At 70.6% G+C, this 15,443-nt stretch carries 13 protein-coding genes; 7 read left to right on the plus strand and 6 right to left on the minus strand.

Translation table 11 applies throughout. The features are described 5' to 3' along the window. Positions 1–35: 35 nt before the first annotated feature. From PQV94_RS01365 to PQV94_RS01380, 4 genes are all read right to left on the minus strand, one after another. On the minus strand, positions 36–1,133 hold the full coding sequence (locus PQV94_RS01365; RefSeq protein ID WP_274287017.1) for an NAD(P)-dependent alcohol dehydrogenase: 1,098 nt from the start codon (positions 1,131–1,133) through the stop codon (positions 36–38). Beyond that, a complete protein-coding gene (locus PQV94_RS01370; protein ID WP_274287018.1) occupies positions 1,130–2,629 on the minus strand; it encodes an aldehyde dehydrogenase family protein in 1,500 nt (499 codons plus the stop codon). Before PQV94_RS01370 ends, PQV94_RS01365 begins: the two co-directional genes overlap by 4 nt. Before the next feature lie 24 nt (positions 2,630–2,653). After that, complete coding sequence (locus PQV94_RS01375) at positions 2,654–3,361, minus strand: alpha/beta fold hydrolase (RefSeq protein WP_274287019.1); 708 nt, start codon at positions 3,359–3,361, stop codon at positions 2,654–2,656. A gap of 108 nt (positions 3,362–3,469) precedes the next feature. Continuing rightward, complete coding sequence (locus PQV94_RS01380; protein ID WP_274287020.1) at positions 3,470–5,716, minus strand: ATP-binding protein; 2,247 nt, start codon at positions 5,714–5,716, stop codon at positions 3,470–3,472. A 183-nt stretch (positions 5,717–5,899) separates the two neighbouring features. On the opposite strand from PQV94_RS01380, the gene PQV94_RS01385 reads away from it, so the two are divergent. Genes PQV94_RS01385 through PQV94_RS01405 form a run of 5 tightly spaced genes read left to right on the plus strand, consistent with a single transcriptional unit; the run spans position 5,900 to position 10,438 of the window. Then, positions 5,900–7,102 carry an ABC transporter substrate-binding protein gene (locus PQV94_RS01385; RefSeq protein WP_274287021.1) on the plus strand — a complete coding sequence of 401 codons (1,203 nt, stop codon included), beginning with the start codon at positions 5,900–5,902 and terminating at the stop codon, positions 7,100–7,102. Positions 7,103–7,126: 24 nt separating this feature from the next. Then, on the plus strand, positions 7,127–7,888 hold the full coding sequence (locus PQV94_RS01390; RefSeq protein ID WP_274287022.1) for an ABC transporter ATP-binding protein: 762 nt from the start codon (positions 7,127–7,129) through the stop codon (positions 7,886–7,888). Next, complete coding sequence (locus PQV94_RS01395; protein ID WP_274287023.1) at positions 7,885–8,565, plus strand: ABC transporter ATP-binding protein; 681 nt, start codon at positions 7,885–7,887, stop codon at positions 8,563–8,565. Before PQV94_RS01390 ends, PQV94_RS01395 begins: the two co-directional genes overlap by 4 nt. Beyond that, entirely contained in the window at positions 8,562–9,413 is an 852-nt protein-coding gene (locus PQV94_RS01400) for a branched-chain amino acid ABC transporter permease (RefSeq protein ID WP_274287024.1), read from the plus strand. Before PQV94_RS01395 ends, PQV94_RS01400 begins: the two co-directional genes overlap by 4 nt. Beyond that, positions 9,410–10,438, plus strand: a complete 1,029-nt coding sequence (locus PQV94_RS01405; RefSeq protein WP_274287025.1) for a branched-chain amino acid ABC transporter permease — start codon at positions 9,410–9,412, stop codon at positions 10,436–10,438. The genes PQV94_RS01400 and PQV94_RS01405 overlap by 4 nt, the downstream gene beginning before the upstream one ends. Before the next feature lie 15 nt (positions 10,439–10,453). Here PQV94_RS01405 and PQV94_RS01410 read toward each other — a convergent pair whose 3' ends face one another. After that, positions 10,454–12,034 carry an amidohydrolase gene (locus tag PQV94_RS01410; RefSeq protein WP_274287026.1) on the minus strand — a complete coding sequence of 527 codons (1,581 nt, stop codon included), beginning with the start codon at positions 12,032–12,034 and terminating at the stop codon, positions 10,454–10,456. Next, the gene (locus tag PQV94_RS01415; protein ID WP_274287027.1) at positions 12,031–13,491 is read right to left on the minus strand and encodes an APC family permease; all 1,461 of its coding nucleotides are present in this window, start codon (positions 13,489–13,491) and stop codon (positions 12,031–12,033) included. The genes PQV94_RS01410 and PQV94_RS01415 overlap by 4 nt, the downstream gene beginning before the upstream one ends. 107 nt (positions 13,492–13,598) lie before the next feature. Here PQV94_RS01415 and PQV94_RS01420 point away from each other — a divergent pair, with 107 nt between their 5' ends. Then, positions 13,599–14,222: a TetR/AcrR family transcriptional regulator gene (locus PQV94_RS01420; protein WP_274287028.1), complete on the plus strand. Its 624-nt coding sequence runs from the start codon at positions 13,599–13,601 to the stop codon at positions 14,220–14,222. 187 nt (positions 14,223–14,409) lie between these two features. Beyond that, a complete protein-coding gene (locus PQV94_RS01425; protein WP_274287029.1) occupies positions 14,410–15,396 on the plus strand; it encodes an ABC transporter substrate-binding protein in 987 nt (328 codons plus the stop codon). Positions 15,397–15,443: the final 47 nt, after the last annotated feature.

The raw sequence follows: 15,443 nt of genomic DNA on the forward strand, positions 1-15,443 counted from the left end.
TCGTCGCCGGGGCCGCCCGCATCCGCTCGTCGCGCTCAGTAGACGATGACCGGCTTGACGGTCACGCCGTGGTGCATGTCGGCCACCGCCTGCTCGATCTCGTCGAGCGTGTACGTCTTCTCCAACAGCTCCAGCGGCAACCGACCCTCGGCGTGCAGCCGGGCGAGCTCCGGGATGAGCTGCTGCGGCAGCGTGTCCCCCATCGTCACGCCGCGCAGCACCTTGCCGGTCAGGATGCCCTGGATGTCCACCGGGATCTCCGTGCCGGGAGGGGGTGCGCCGCACACGAGCACCGTGCCGCGGATGGCGGCCGCATCCAGGGCGCCGCGTGCCACGCGGGGGCTCGCGGTCGTGTCGAAGCTCAGGTCGACACCGTGCCCGCCGGTGATCTCGGCGAGGCGGGCCGCGACGTCCTCTGTGCCCGCGTTGATCGTGTGGGTCGCGCCGAGCCGTCGTGCGAGCGTCAGCCGTTCGTCGACGAGATCGATCGCGACGAGCGCGGCGGGGTCGCGGTGCGCGGCGGCCATGATCGCCGACAGCCCGACCGCGCCGGAGCCGTAGACCGCCACTGTGTCGGCGGGGCTCGGATCCAGCACGTTCCACATCGAGCCGAAGCCGGTCAGGATGCCGCACCCGAGCGGTGCGAGCGCCGTGAGGTCGGCGTCCGCATCCACCGCGACGAGGGAGCGCTCGTCGGCGATCGCATAGGTGCCGAACGAGGACTGCCCGAAGAAGTGGCCGGCCACGGGGAGGCCTTCGTGCGTGATGGTGCCCGAGTCGTCGTCGCGCATCATGCCGAAGAGGTTGCGCACCTGCCAGGTCTCGCAGTAGGCGGGATGGCCGCCCGCGCATCCGCTGCACGCACCGCACGAGGTGAAGCTCAACAGCACCTTGTCGCCGGGTGCCACGGAGTCGACGCCCGCCCCGACCTGTTCGACGATGCCCGCGCCCTCGTGCCCGATGATGCCGGGGGTCGGGAACGGGATGCCGCCGGCGATCACGCCGAGATCCGTGTGACACAGTCCCGTCGCGACGAGCCGTACGAGCACCTCGCCGTGGCCCGGAGCCCCGTACTCCACATCCTCGACGCGCAAGGCGCCGTCCTGCAGGACGGCCGCGCGGCCCGCGGTCACGCCGACGCTCCCGTCTCGAGGTTGAAGACGATGGAATGGGTGCGCTGGTACGAGGTCATCGCCTCGGGTCCGTTCTCGCGCCCCCATCCGGAGGCCTTGACGCCGCCGAACGGCACCGAGGGATCGAGCAGCGCCCAGCCGTTGACCCAGGTGATACCCGCATCCAGGCGCGCGGCCACGCGGTGCGCCTTGGCGAGGTCTGCGGTCTGGATGCCGGATGCCAGGCCGTACGGCGTCGAGTTCGCGAGGGCGATCGCCTCCTCCTCCGTGTCGAAGGGCTGCACGGTGAGGACGGGACCGAAGACCTCCTCGGCCACGACCTCGGCGTCGTTCGGCACGTCGGCGATCACGGTCGGGCGGTAGTAGAAGCCGCCGCCGAGATCGGCGCGCTCGCCGCCCGTGACGATGCGCGCTCCGGCCGCGCGGGCGCGGTCCACCATCGCAGCGACCTTCTCGAGCTGGTTCGCGCTGGCGAGCGGGCCGATGACGGTCCCCTCGTCCGTGGGGTCGCCGAAGGGCACGTGGGGGAGAGCCTCGGCGAGAATGCCCAGCACCGTGTCGTAGAGCGGGCGCTCCACGAGCAGCCTCGGGCCCGCCATGCAGAACTGGCCGGAGTTGAACACGAAAGCCGAGATCACCGTGTTGATCGCGGTGTTGAGATCCGCGTCGGCGAACAGGATGTTGGCGGCGTTGCCGCCGAGCTCGGCGGTGAACGGCTTCAGCGTGCGCCCGGCGATCGCCGCGGCGTGGGCGCCGATCTCGGTCGACCCGGTGAAGGCGACCTTGTCGACGTCCGGGTGGCCGACCAGCTGATCGCCCAGAGCTGCGCCGGGGCCCGTGATGACGTTGAAGACGCCGTCGGGCACGCCCGCCTCCTGCAGGATGTCGGCGATGATGAGGGCCGAGAGCGGGGTGTCGCTCGCCGGCTTGTGGACGATCGTGTTGCCGGCGATGAGCGCGGGGGCGATCTTGGAGCTCGAGAGGATGAGGGGGAAGTTGAACGGCGTGATGGCCGCGACCACTCCGATCGGCTCGCGCTTCACGTAGGCGTGCGTGTTGCCGGTCGTCTCGCGGACGTCGCCGTCCAGATGGTGGCCGAGGCTCGCGTAGAACTCGTAGAGCTCCGCGGCGTTGTTGACGTCGATGATCCGCGCGAACGTGATGGGCTTGCCGACATCCAGGCTCTCCGCCTGGGCGAGCTCCTCCGTCCGCTCACGCATGAGCGTGTACGCGCGCTGCAGGATGCGTGCGCGCTCCCGACTCGACAGGCGAGACCAGACGCCGGAGTCGAAAGCGTCGCGGGCTGCGGCGACCGCGGCGTCGACGTCGGAGGTGGTCGCTCGCGCGACCTCGCCCACCTTGCGGCCGGTGGCGGGGGAGACGACGTCCATGACGGCGCCGTCGGAGGCGTCGCGCCAGACGCCGCCGATGAACAGCTGCCCGCGCGAGCGCGGTTGCGCATCCGTCGTGGTAGATGCGGGATCGGTGAGGGTCATGAGGTGCTCCTTCGGTGGGTGGGGTCAGACCAGTGCGCGTGCGGCGACGCGTGACAGCGCGTCGACGAAGCCCTGTGGGTCTTCCTGGAACGGTGCGTGCCCGGTGGCGAGGCGGATGATCTCTGAGCCGGCGCGCTCGGCCAGCGCCTGCTGGAACGCCGGCGGCACGAGCACGTCCTTCTCCGTGAGCAGGTACCAGCTCGGCTTGGTACGCCAGGCGACCGCGGCCACGGTGTCGGTCAACGAGGCGAGCGACTGCGGACGGAACATGTCGGCGAGCTGCTCGCCCGCTTCCGGAGGTGTTCCCGGCGGGAAGTCGGCGGAGACCATCGCGATGCGCTCCTCGCGGGTGGCGCCGAGGGTCACCTGCCCGCCCGCGACGTGCCATCCGGATGGGAACTCACCGCCGACGGATCCTCGAACGCTCTCTCCCGCATCCAGCGCGAACGCGGCGACATAGACGAGCCCCGCGACGGCCGGATGATCGCCGGCTTCCGTCACCGGGACGCCGCCGTACGAGTGGCCGACCAGCAGGACGGGCGTCTCGGCGTGATCGAGGCGGTCGCGCAGCGCCGCGGCATCGGCGGCGAGGGACCCGGTCGACCCTGTGGAGGGCAGCTCGAGGGTCTCGACCGTCCAGCCGAGTGCCTGCAGCGAGGGCACGACGGGGGCGAACTCCCACCCTCCGACCCACGCGCCGTGGACGAGGAGCACATGCGGGTTGTGGCTCATGATTCCGGTCTTCCTTGATCCGGGGAACCGGCGTCGGGTGACGGCTCCGTGACGACGATGTCTGACGCTCAGTCTCGATCGGCGCCCGGAGCCGCGGTATCCGTAGGACTACGTAACCTCGCCGCTCACCGCCGCGCGAGTCGACTCGAACCACGCCGCGATCTGCGCGCGGGAGCCGAAGCCGAGCTTGCCGAGGATGCGCTGCACGTGGGTGTCGACGGTGCGCACCGACAGCACGAGCCGGTCGGCGATCTCGCGATTGCTCAGTCCTTCGTGGATGCCTGCGGCGACCTCCCGCTCGCGCTCGCTGAGCCCGCCGGCAGCGCCGCGGGCGGATGCCGCGAACGACACCGCCTCGGCGGGGGTCAGGCGCTCGCCGACGGCGGCGGCGCGCTCGAACGCGCGGTCGCCGAGGCGGGCGCGCACCTGCGCCACGCATCGCTCGTGGTGGGCCGCCATCTGCGGGCCGTGCACCGCGATGTCGGAACCGACGCGGCGCCAGCGACTGCGGGCCGCCCCGAGCAGGACGGCGGAGCGCTCGGTGGGTGAGCGTGCCGCGTCGATCCAGCTCAACAACTCGAGCACGAGGCAGTCCCCGACCGGATCATCGATGCCGTCCTCCGCCCGCAACGACTGACGCGCCTGCGCCTCCGCGAGATCGAGCTCGCCGTCGCAGAAGGCCGCCAGCGCCAGAGACCACAGTGCGAGCGAGCGCATCCACATCTCGCCGGTGGCCTCGCTGTGTCGCACGGCGGCCTGGGCCGATGCCCCCGCTCCGCGCTCGCCGAGGTGGCTTCGGGCGGTCGTGAGCTGGAACTCGGCCAGCAGTGCCTCGTCGGGCAGGCCCGCGGCGAGGGCGCCGTCGATCGAGCGTTCGAAGCCGATCACGGCCGCCGCAGGATCGCCCGAGAACAGGGCGTGCGTGCCCCGCCACCGCTGCACCTCCACCGTGAACACGGCGCGCTCGGGCGCGGGAACGGACGCGAGCAGCGTCTCGGCGTCCCGGAGGTGGACGTCGGCCTCGTCCAGATCGCCCTGCAGCAGACACAGCCACGCCGCCGTGATCGAGCCCCGCATCCGTGGCACCGCGCCGGCACCGGGCAGCGCCAGCACACGCGTCGCCCACGCGCGCCCCTCGGGCAGGAAACCGCCCACGCCCCAGTGATAGCGGAGGGAGGCGAACAGAGACAGTGCCGTGTCGGCGTCGACCGTCGTCGCGGTGCTGAGCGCCGCGTGCAGCTCCGCCCGATCGGCGCGCTGGGTCGCGATGATGTGCGATTGATCGGGTCCGTACCAGCGCGCGTCGGCGGCCTCGGCGAGGCGGCGGTAGTGCGCGAGGTGGCGGTGCAGCAGCAGCGGCCACGTCCCGTCTTCCTCCGCCCGTTGGCGACCGTAGGCGCGGATGGTCTCGAGCATGCGGAAACGGCTGCTGTCGCGGTCGGCTTCGACGACCGACTGCGTGACGAGATCGTCGACGACGTCGACGATCTCCGCCTCGGTGAGCTGGGCCGCCGACGCTGCGGCCGCGAGGTCGAAAGGCCCCCGGAACACGCTCAGGGCCTCCCACACCCGACGCTGCTCGGGGGTGCACAGCTCGTAGCTCCAGTCGACGACCGCGCCGAGGGTTCGCTGGCGCGCGACGGCCGAGCGGGATGCGGCCCGCAGCAGCGTGAAGCGCGACGACAGACGGCCGTTGAGCTCGGACAGCGGCAACGACCGCAGCCGGGTCGCCGCCAGCTCGATCGCGAGCGGGAGGCCGTCCAGTGAGCGGCACAACTCCTCGGCGACGGACCGCTCCTGCTCCGACAGCGTGAAGGACGCGTCGGCGGCACGTGCGCGCGCCAGCAGCAGGGCGAGGGCGTCGGAGGGGCGGGACGCGTCGTCGGTGAGTGACAGCGGGGGAACGGCGAAGACCTGCTCGCCGTCGACGTCCAGCCGGCGCCGGCTCGTGGCGAGGATGGTCAGGTTCGGGACCGCATCCAGGAGCTCGTCGGCGAACGCCGCCACCGCGTCGATGAGGTGCTCGCAGTTGTCGAGCACGACCAGCGACGGTGTCTCGGCGAGGACGTCGGCCAGGAAGTCGAGCGGATCTCGGGCCGAGTGTTCACCGAGCGGCAGGGCGCGAGCGACAGCGAGGGGCACGCGGCGCGCATCCTGCAGGCTGTCGAATCCGACGAACCAGGTGGTCACCCCGGCAGCGGCGGCGAACTCGTTGGCGGCGCGCGAGGCCAGCCTCGTCTTGCCGACCCCGCCCACGCCGGTGAGCGTCACCAGGCGGCTGGTGCGCAGCAGCGTGCCGATCGTGTCGAGCTCGGCCCTGCGGCCCACGAACTCGCTGCGCGGTTCGGCGATCATCCAGACCCCTTCGTCTGCACCGATTATGCATCCCCCTGAATGGAGCGGGCTCGGCGGGCCTGCTCCCCACCGTGGATTACGTGATCTCACGGATAGACGGGACACGCAGCGACGGCGACAGACTTGCCGCGCCCGCCGCCGTCGGTGGGCGACGCACCGTTCAATGACGAACCGGGAGTTCCCATGCGCAAGACCCTGCTGCGCGCCGCCGCCCTCGCCGCGGCCGCACTCACACTCACCGCCTGCTCCGCCACATCCGCACCCGCCGGATCCGCCGGCACAGAGGGACCCATCAAGATCGGGATGGTCGTGCCCCTGACCGGCCCGTACTCCGCCCTGGGGCTCGGGGACAAGGAAGCAGCTGAGCGCCTCGTCGAGGACATCAACGGCAAAGGCGGGGTGAACGGGCGTGAGCTGCAGCTGACGGTCGTCGACGACAAGACCGACGTGACCGAGTCGGTCAAGCAGTTCAGTCAGCTCGCCGCGGATTCCAGCTACTCCGCGATGCTCGCGAGCTCGTTCGTCTCCGCGGCCACCGCCGTGGGCGATGTGGCACGCACTCAGAAGATCCCGACCATCGCGCTGAGTCCGGTCGACGCCTTCGCCGACGGCAGCAACCCCTACGCGTTCACCTCGCCGCCTACCCCGTCGGTGTATGCAGGGGCGCTCGTCGACTATTGGAAGTCGGAGGGCGTCAAGACCCTCGCCATCACGTATGTCGGCGCCGACGTCTTCGGGCAGACGGGTGAGAAGGCGACCGTGGCGCTCGCGAAGGATGCTGGTATCGACGTCGTGCTCGACGAGCCGTACGACGCGGCCGCGACCGATTTCAGTCCGCTCGTGAACAAGGTCGTGCAGGCGAAGCCGGACGCATTCGTCGTGTGGGGCGCGGGCCCGGCGCCGGTGATCATAACGAAGCAGATCGCCGGCAAGGGCGTGCAGACCTACTTCACGGGCGCCCAGGCATCGAACCTCTACCTCGACCCCGCAGGAGAAGCCGCGGAGGGCGTCATCGCCGCGACGACGGCCGCGATGGCGGGGACCTCGCTGCCGGACAGCGACTACAAGACGCTCGTCATGGCAGTCGCGGATCCCTGGCTCGCGGCGAACAAAGGCGTCTACCCGCCCGAGTTTGCCTTCGGCGGGTCATCCGCGATCGAGCTTCTGGCCGACGCCGTGAAACGGGCGGGATCCAGCGACCGGCAGGCCATTCGCGACGCCCTCGAGAAAACCGATCTGCTGACCTCGAACTGTCACTACCGCTACAGCGCCGACGACCACATGGGCCTGACCTCCGATGCGCTGGCGATCATGACGGCGAAGGCGGGCGCGTGGGTACCGACGGCGTACGCGACGAAGCGTTTCGCCACCGATCTGCCCCACTGACGGCTGCCGTCGAGGAGGATGCACATGCTCGAACTGCATGATCTGTCCCGATCCTTCGGCGGGGTCTTCGCGACCGACGGGGTGTCGATGAGCGTTGCCGATGGGGAGTTGCGTGGCGTGATCGGGCCGAACGGGGCCGGCAAGTCCACTCTGTTCTCGCTCGTGAGCGGACACCTGCGACCGCAGCGCGGCCGCATCCTCCTCGACGGTCAGAGGATCGACCGGCTCGCCCCGCATCAGCGCGCGCGACTCGGCATCGCCATCGTCTTCCAAGGGGCCCGGCTCTTCCCGGAGATGACGGTTTGGGAGAACGTCGCCGTCGGCGCCCATGCGCGCACCCGTGCCGGTGCGGCCGCCGCCGTCCTGCGGCTGCCGCGCCACCGGCGAGAGGAGAGCGAGATCTTCCGCAGCGCGCTCACGAACCTCGAGCGCGTGGGCCTGGCGGACTGGGCCGACCGTGCAGCGGACCAGCTCCCGCTGGGGCAGCAGCGGCGCATGCAGGTGGCGCGCGCGCTCACCGCCCAGCCGCGGCTGCTGCTGCTGGACGAACCCGCATCCGGGCTGCGCGCCGGCGAGCGTCGCGAACTCGCCGCTCTCATCCGAAGCCTGCATGACGAGGGGATCACCGTTCTGCTCGTCGAGCACGACGTGGCGATGGTCACCTCTCTCGCCGAGCGCATCACGGTCCTGGAGCTGGGCCGCGTGATCGCGGAGGGGACACCCGACGAGATCCGCCGGGACCCTGCGGTCATCGCCGCGTACCTGGGGACGGAGGCGGCGGCATGATGCTCGATGTCGAGGATCTCGTGGTCCGCTACGGCGGCGCGACCGCCGTCGACGGCGTCTCGCTACACGTGGACGACGGCGAGATGGTTGCTCTCGTCGGACCGAACGGCGCCGGCAAGACGTCGATCGTGAACGCGGTCTCCGGGCTCGTTCGCCCCGCATCCGGGAAGGTGCGCACGAGCGGATCCGTCGCCCAGGTTCCCGAAGGGCGTCAGATGTTCGGCGACATGAGCGTCGAGGACAACCTGCGCCTCGGCGCATGGCGCCGCCGCGACAAGGACCCCGCGCACGTCTACGAGCTCCTGCCCGATCTGCAGCGGATGCGACGCCAGCGCGCATCGACGCTGTCCGGGGGGCAGCAGCAGATGGTCGCCATGGGTCGTGCGCTCATGGCTCAGCCGGACCTCCTGGTCATCGACGAGCTGTCCCTGGGGCTGGCCCCGATCATCGTCGGACAGCTCATGACACACCTGACCGAACTCAATCGCACACGGGGGACCGCCGTGCTGCTCATCGAGCAGGAGATCGGCCACGCGTTCGATCTGTGCTCACGGGCCTACGTGATCGAGACCGGACGAGTCGCGCTCGAAGGTCCGAGTGCCCGGCTCCGAGAGGCTCCCGCGGTGCGGGAGGCATACTTCGGCGGGTTCGAGACCCCGGGAAAGGAGACGCCGTGAACGATCTGCTCGTCTACATCGTGTCGGGACTCGCGCTGGCCGGGGCCTTCGCGCTCATCGGCAGCGGCATCGTGGTGGTGTACCGCGTGACCCATGTCCTCAACTTCGCGCAGGGTACCTTCGCGGTGTTCGGCGCCCTTCTCTCCTGGTCGCTGTCGAGCGTGCTCCCGCCCTACCTTTCGGTCCCGATCGTGATCGTCGTGTGCGCGGCGATCGGGCTGATCGTCGGGGTCGCGGCGGTCGGTCGCCGCCGCACCCCGCCGATGATCTCGCTGCTCATCACGCTCGGGATGTCGATGGTCGGCGCCGCGGTGATCATCCTGCTGTGGGGGCAGGATCCGGTGTCGCCGCCGGGCCTGCCGGGTACCGTCGATCTGCTGGGTGTCGCCGTCGAGTCGCAGCGGGTGCTGGTGCTGGTCGTCGCGGTGCTGACGTTCGTCGCGCTGGGACTCTTCTTCGCGCGCACCGATCTCGGTCGCGGGCTCACTGCGGCCGCATCCAATCCCCGCGCGGCGCGCCTGGTGGGAATCGACACTCGCGCGATGGGGCTGGTCGCCTTCGCGATCGCCGGCGCGCTCGGCGGTCTCGCGGGCGCGCTCATCGCGCCGACGACCGCAGTGTCGGTCTCGTCGGATCTCCCGCTCGTGCTCAGCGGGTTAGCGGCCGCGATCTTCGGCGGCCTCCGCAGCCCGTGGCTGACGTTCCTGGGGGCGGCGATCCTCGGGATCGTCGGCCAGCTCGTCGCCGGATACGCGAATGGGTCGTACCAGACCCAGATCGCGCTGGTCATGATGCTCCTGATCATGATCGTGCGCGCCCGCAGCCTGAACGCCGAGGAGGCGAAATGACCGACACCCGAGGGCGCCTCGCCCGCATCCTGCCTCCCGTCGTCGTCCTGGCCGTCGCCTGCGCGATTCCGCCGCTTCTCGGCGATCTCACGTTCTTCGTGCAGACCGCGCTCGCGGCACTCGTCGTGGTGGGCCTTTCGCTGTTCATGGGATACGCCGGCCAGACCTCGCTCGGCCAGGGCGCGTTCGTCGCGGCGGGCGGGCTCACGGTCGCCGTCCTCACGACTCAGTTCGGCGTGCCCTCGATCGTGGCGCTGCTGCTGGCGCCGGTCGTGGCCGGTGTGCTGGCGGCGGTGGTCGGCTGGCCGCTGCTGCGTCTGCGTGGCCACTACCTCGCGTTCGGGACCCTCGCCGTCCTGCTGATCCTGCAGACGGTCATGGCGACGGTTCCCCTGTTCGGCGGCGGTATCGGGATCTTCGGCATCCCGGCGCTCGCCATCGGTCCGATCCAGGTGCAGGGCCAGCTCGCGTACGCCTACCTCGCCATCGCCGCGGTCACGGTGGCCATGATCGTGGCGCACAACCTTGTACGGTCGCGCTTCGGACGCGGGATGCGCGCTCTCGCCGGCAGCGAGAGCGCGGCCTCGGCGAGCGGCGTCGCGGTCGCCCGCACCAAGGTGGCGGTCTTCGTCGTCGCGGGGTCGTTCGCTGGGTTCGCCGGCGCCGTCGGGGCCTTCTTCACCCCGTACGTGAGCCAGGACACCTACCCGCCACTGCTCTCGTTCGGGTACGTCATCATGGCGGTCGTCGGCGGACTCGGGTCATTGTGGGGTGGCGTGGTCGGCGCCGTCGCCGTGAGCGTCTGGCTGCAACTGCTCAGCGCGGTCAGCGCGACACCGGGACTTCCTCCGGTGGTGGGTCCCGTTCTGCAGTACGCCGGCTACGGTCTCATCCTCGTGGTCTTCCTTCTGCTGGTGCCGCGGGGGATCGTCCCGACGATCGCCGCCCGGGCTCGCACGCGCGCGGCCGCCCGCGGGGGTTCCGCGCCGATCCCCGTCTCCGTGGGGAGCGCCGGCCGGGGGTGAGGTGCACCGGCGGCGTCAGATCCCGCGGTGGCGTACGAGGCCGTCGACGATCGTCGCGTGCACGGCGAGCGACGACACCTCCGCCGCGGAGCAGGTGGACGGATCTGCGGACAGCACGCTCAGATCCGCGCGCATACCCACCGAGATCCTGCCTTCCTCGCTCGAGACGCCCGCTGCCGCGGCGGCGCCGGCGGTGTACCCGGCCAGGGCCTGAGTCGCCGTCAGCGCCTCGGCGGGCTGCACCGGTGGACGCCCGCCGTGGCTGCGGGTCTGCGCCTCCGCCAGGATCTCGCGGGGATCGAAGGGCGCGATGGGCCAGTCCGAACCGAGCGCCAGCGTCACCCCGAGCTCCACGAGCGATCGCGTGCGCCACCCCTGCTGCGCCCGGCGCACTCCGAGGCGTTCGCTCCAGTTGTCGCTGCCGTCGGCGTGCACGAAGCGGGTGACGTGTGTCGGCTGCATACTGGCGACCGCGCCGCTGGCGGCGACCTCCGCAACGATGTCGTCGCCGGTCAGCTCGAGGTGTTCGATCCGATGGACGGAGCCGGGGTACGCGGCGCGCGCTGCGGCGATGGATGCGGCGGCGTGCCGCACCGCGGCGTCGCCGATGGCGTGCGTGGCGGTCGGGACACCGTGCCCGGCGAAGTGCGCGATCGCCGCCGCGTAGTGCGCGGGAGACGACCAGGTGCTGCGCAGCGACTCCCCGTGGCAGTCCGGTGCGCACAGCCATGCAGTGCCGTTGTCCACCGTGCCGTCGAGGAAGAACTTGACCCCGTGGCGACGCCAGAGCCGGCCCCCCGTGCCGGTCTCGGACACGAGCCTCTCCCAGTCGCCGGGGGCCATCTCGGGATCGACCCACGGATGGATCCGAAGGCGCAGGGACATCCGGCCCGCATCCTCGACCGCGTCGTACAGCGCTGTGGGATCGCCCTCGAAGTCCATGACGTGCGCGCCGGTGAGACCCGACGCGGCCATGTCCGCCAGCTGGTCGGCGAGTCGTGCGGCGACGACCGCATCCGGCTCCGACGGCACGATCCGCTCGATGAGACCGATCGCCTCGTGTTCGCGCAGGAAGCCGGTTGGCCTGCCGGTCGCATCCGCTTCGACGCACGAACCGGATGCGAACGTGCGCTCCTCTCGCACGCCGGCGAGCTCGAGCGCGGCGCGGCTGGCCAGGGCCGAGTGCGCGTCGAACATACGCAGCAGCATCGGGGCGTCTCCCGCGGCATCGGCGACCGCGTCGACATTCGGGGTCCGGCCCTCCCACACCGCGTGCTCGAGCCCCCAGCCGAGAACCCATCCGCCCGCGGCCCGGAGCCGTTCGTGGGCGATGGTTTCCCGCAGCTGGTCCAGCGTGCGCACACCGCGTAGATCCCGCCCCCGTGACACCCGCGCCGCGAGGATCGGATGCGCATGCGCGTCGACCAGTCCGGGCAGTACCGTTCCGGGCACCCGCAGCGTCTCGGTCCCGACGCCTGTCCACGCGCGCGCATCCGCCCGGTCGCCGATAGCGACGATGCGGCCGTCTGCAACGGCGAGGGCCTGCGCGTCGTGCCCGTGCAGAGCGTCGGCGATGACCACGAGTGGCGCGGTCACTGCTGCGTTCCTCCGATCCCGGCATACGCCGCGGGCCGGGCGCGCCGGAGAATCGCCGCCAGGACGATGCCGAACACGAGGGCGAGGCCGGTCACAGAGATGATGACCGCGTTCGTGGCCGCGTCGGCGCCGGTCAGCACGCCGATGTTGACGACGATGAGTACGAGGAACACGAGCATCAGCACTCCGCCGAGCACCCCCGCCGGCAGCACGTACCAGGCTCTGGCGATGTCGCGCCGGCGCAGGAAGAACACCACCACCGACGCGGCGGCGAGAATCTGCAGCACCACGATCCCGATCACGCCCGGCGTGTTCACCCAGATGAGCAGCTGACGGTACGGGTCCGCGCCGGCGATCGCGAACCCGCCGACCACCACCACGGCCAGCGCGGTCTGAGCCACTCCCGCCACCCACGGCGTCCCCGCGACGGCGCGCGTGCGGCCCAGCACCGGAGGCAGGACGCCGTCGCGCGCGAGGGCGTACGTGTAGCGGTTGATGGAGTTGTGGAAGGCCAGCAGCGCGGCGTACACGCTCGTCACGATCAGCAGCAGGAACACCACGGTCGCTGCGTCGCCCAGGCGGCTGCCCGCTGTGGCGAACAGGAAGTTCTCGACGCCGTTCTCGCCGATGAACGCCTGAACCAGGTTCTCCCCGTGGGCCTGCACGAGAAGCCACGTCAGTGCGAAGTAGAAGAGCGTCATCGCGATGACGGCGACATAGGTGGCGCGCGGGATAGTGCGGTTCGGGGTGCGCGCCTCGGCGCGGTACAGCACGGTCGACTCGAAGCCGATGAACGCGCCGAACGCGAGGCCGAGCACGACGGCGAACTGCGGAGTGAACACGTTGGCCGCAGCGAAGGCGCCCGTGCCGAATCCTTCGGGCAGCTGCCCGGTGGCCAGGATGGCGACTCCGAGCACGATCAGCGCGAGCGTCTCCGCCACCAGCAGCACGCCGAGCACCTTCGCTCCGACGTCGATCCCGGTGAAGCCCATGGCCCAGACGCCGGCGATCGCGGCGAAGGCGAACAGCGGCCAGGGCAGATCGATGCCGAACACCGTCGCCACCATCGCCTTCGCATTGACGGCGAACAAGCCGTAGATCCCGATCTGCATCGCGTTGTACGACACGAGCGCGAGGATGCCGGCGCCCAGGCCCAAATGACGTCCGAGCGATTCCGCGATGTAGGTGTAGAAGCCGCCGGTCTTGGTCACGTGCCGGGTCATCGCCATGAACCCGACCGCGAACACCACCAGCGCGACGCCGACCAGCAGATAGGCGGTGGGGGCCGCCGGCCCGGCGATCAGGATCGCGAGGGGCACGGTGCCGGCGATCACGGTCAGAGGGGCTGCGGCCGAGACGACGAGGAAGGTGATTCCTCCCGCTCCCAGCGAGTTCTTCTTCAGGGCGCCGACGGTGCCGGTGGTCTCCGCGGGTGCGGAGGGGGTGTTCGTCCTCATTGACATGACTCCTCCAGAGGTCATTTATCTAACAGTGTTAGGCAGTATGTCGATCGATTGAGTCCCCGACAAGTACGCTGTGTAACTGTTCTGTTTCGGGGGTGCGTGTGGGAAGACCGAGGACCGCGCTGCTGTCGAGCGAGCGGATCGTCGACGAGGCGCTCGAGCTGTTCGACAGCGGCGAGCCGTTCTCGATGCGCGCCCTGGCGAAGCGTCTGGGTGTCGCCGCGGCCTCGCTGTACTACCACGTCGACGGGATCGACCACCTGATCGACGTGATCCGCGACCGCATGGTGCGCGACGATCCGCCTCCGGCTCCGGACGTGCATCGCGGGTGGCGCGAGGAGGTCGAGGCCATCCTCCGTGCCATGCACGCCGGATACGCGCGGCACCCACGCCTCGTGTCGGCGCTGGTGGGAGCTCCCATCACGTCGCAGAGTGTCCTCGATCTCTACGAGCGGCTCGCTTCCGCGCTGCAGCGCGCCGGCTTCGCGCCGGTGCAGGTCGCGGTGCATCTCGAGGTGCTCGACAGCTTCGCGCTGGGGGTGGCCCTCGAGCGGGCGGCGCCTGCCGAGGTCTGGCGGATCGCGAGTCAGGACGGCGCCCTCTTCGCTGCCAGCCGCGCCTGGGCCGATCCCGATGAGCGGCTCGATGCCGCGTTCGAGCACGGGCTGCACGGACTGCTCGACGCGATCGAGGCGGGGGTGCGGTCGCAGATCGCCGACGCGTGACGCCCGACACGGATTCAACGAAAAGCAAACGGGCGTCACGAATCTCTTGACTTTCACCGGTCGAACCCCGCACCATGAGGGGGTCAGCACGCTGCGGTGCCGACGCGTCGGGGGCTCGAGGTGGTGACTCCGCGTGACGGATGCTTCGCGTTGGCGTCCTGCTTACCCGTCACTGAGAGGCACTTCGATGAAGAAGACCCTTGCCGCCGTCGCTCTTGCAGCCGTGGCCGCCCTGACCCTGTCCGGTTGCACCGATTCCGCCGCGCCCGCCACATCCCCCTCGGGCGACTCCACCGCCGGCAGCGGCGAGATGCGCCAGGTGCGCGTCGCAGCTCTCCCCATCGCCGAGACGGGGGCCCTCTGGGCAGCCATCGACGCGGGCATCTTCGAGGACCACGGCCTCGACGTCGAGGTCGTCCCCGCACAGGGCGGTGCGCAGGCCATCCCCGCGCTGCTCAGCGGCGACATCGACTTCGCGATCGGCCAGCCCATGGGCCCGATCCGCGCCGCCCTGCAGGATCTCGGCGTCGTGATCTTCAGCAACTACGCGTCGAGCCTTGCCGACGGCGAGGACGTCAACTCCGTCGTCGCCCTCGGCAACTCCGGCATCACGAGCCCCGCCGACCTCGCAGGCAAGCGCGTCTCGGTCAACAGCATCGGCGCCGCCGGCGACCTCACCATCCGCAAGGCGGTCGACGACGCCGGCGGCGACTCGTCCACCATCCAGTTCGTCGAGGTCGCCTTCCCCGACGTGAAGGCCCAGCTCGAGGCGGGCAACATTGACGCCGGCTGGGTGCCCGATCCCTTCCGAGGCCTCATCGTCTCCGGCGGTGGCGTCGACGTCGTCTCGCCGTACCAGGCCACCATCCCGGGCCTGACGGTGCTCACGAACTTCACCACTCAAGAGAAGATCGACGCCGATCCGCAGCTCGTCGCCGACTACGCCGCGGCGATGGCCGAGGCGCAGCAGTACGCGACCGACAACGAGGATGCCGTGCGCGCCGCGATCGTCAAGAAGCTCGAGATCCCGGAGGCCGCGGCCGCCAGCATCACGCTGCCCAACTTCACCTCCGACCTCGACGACGCCGGCATCGAGAAGCTCGCCGCCCTCGCCGTGCAGTACAAGTACATCGACGCGGAGCCCGACTTCACGAAGCTGATCCAGCCGCAGTGATCCCGAGCGGGGGATGCGGCACGCGCCGCATCCCCCGCATCCCCTCT

Source organism: Microbacterium sp. Clip185, assembly GCF_028743715.1.
Taxonomy (GTDB): Bacteria; Actinomycetota; Actinomycetes; order Actinomycetales; family Microbacteriaceae; genus Microbacterium.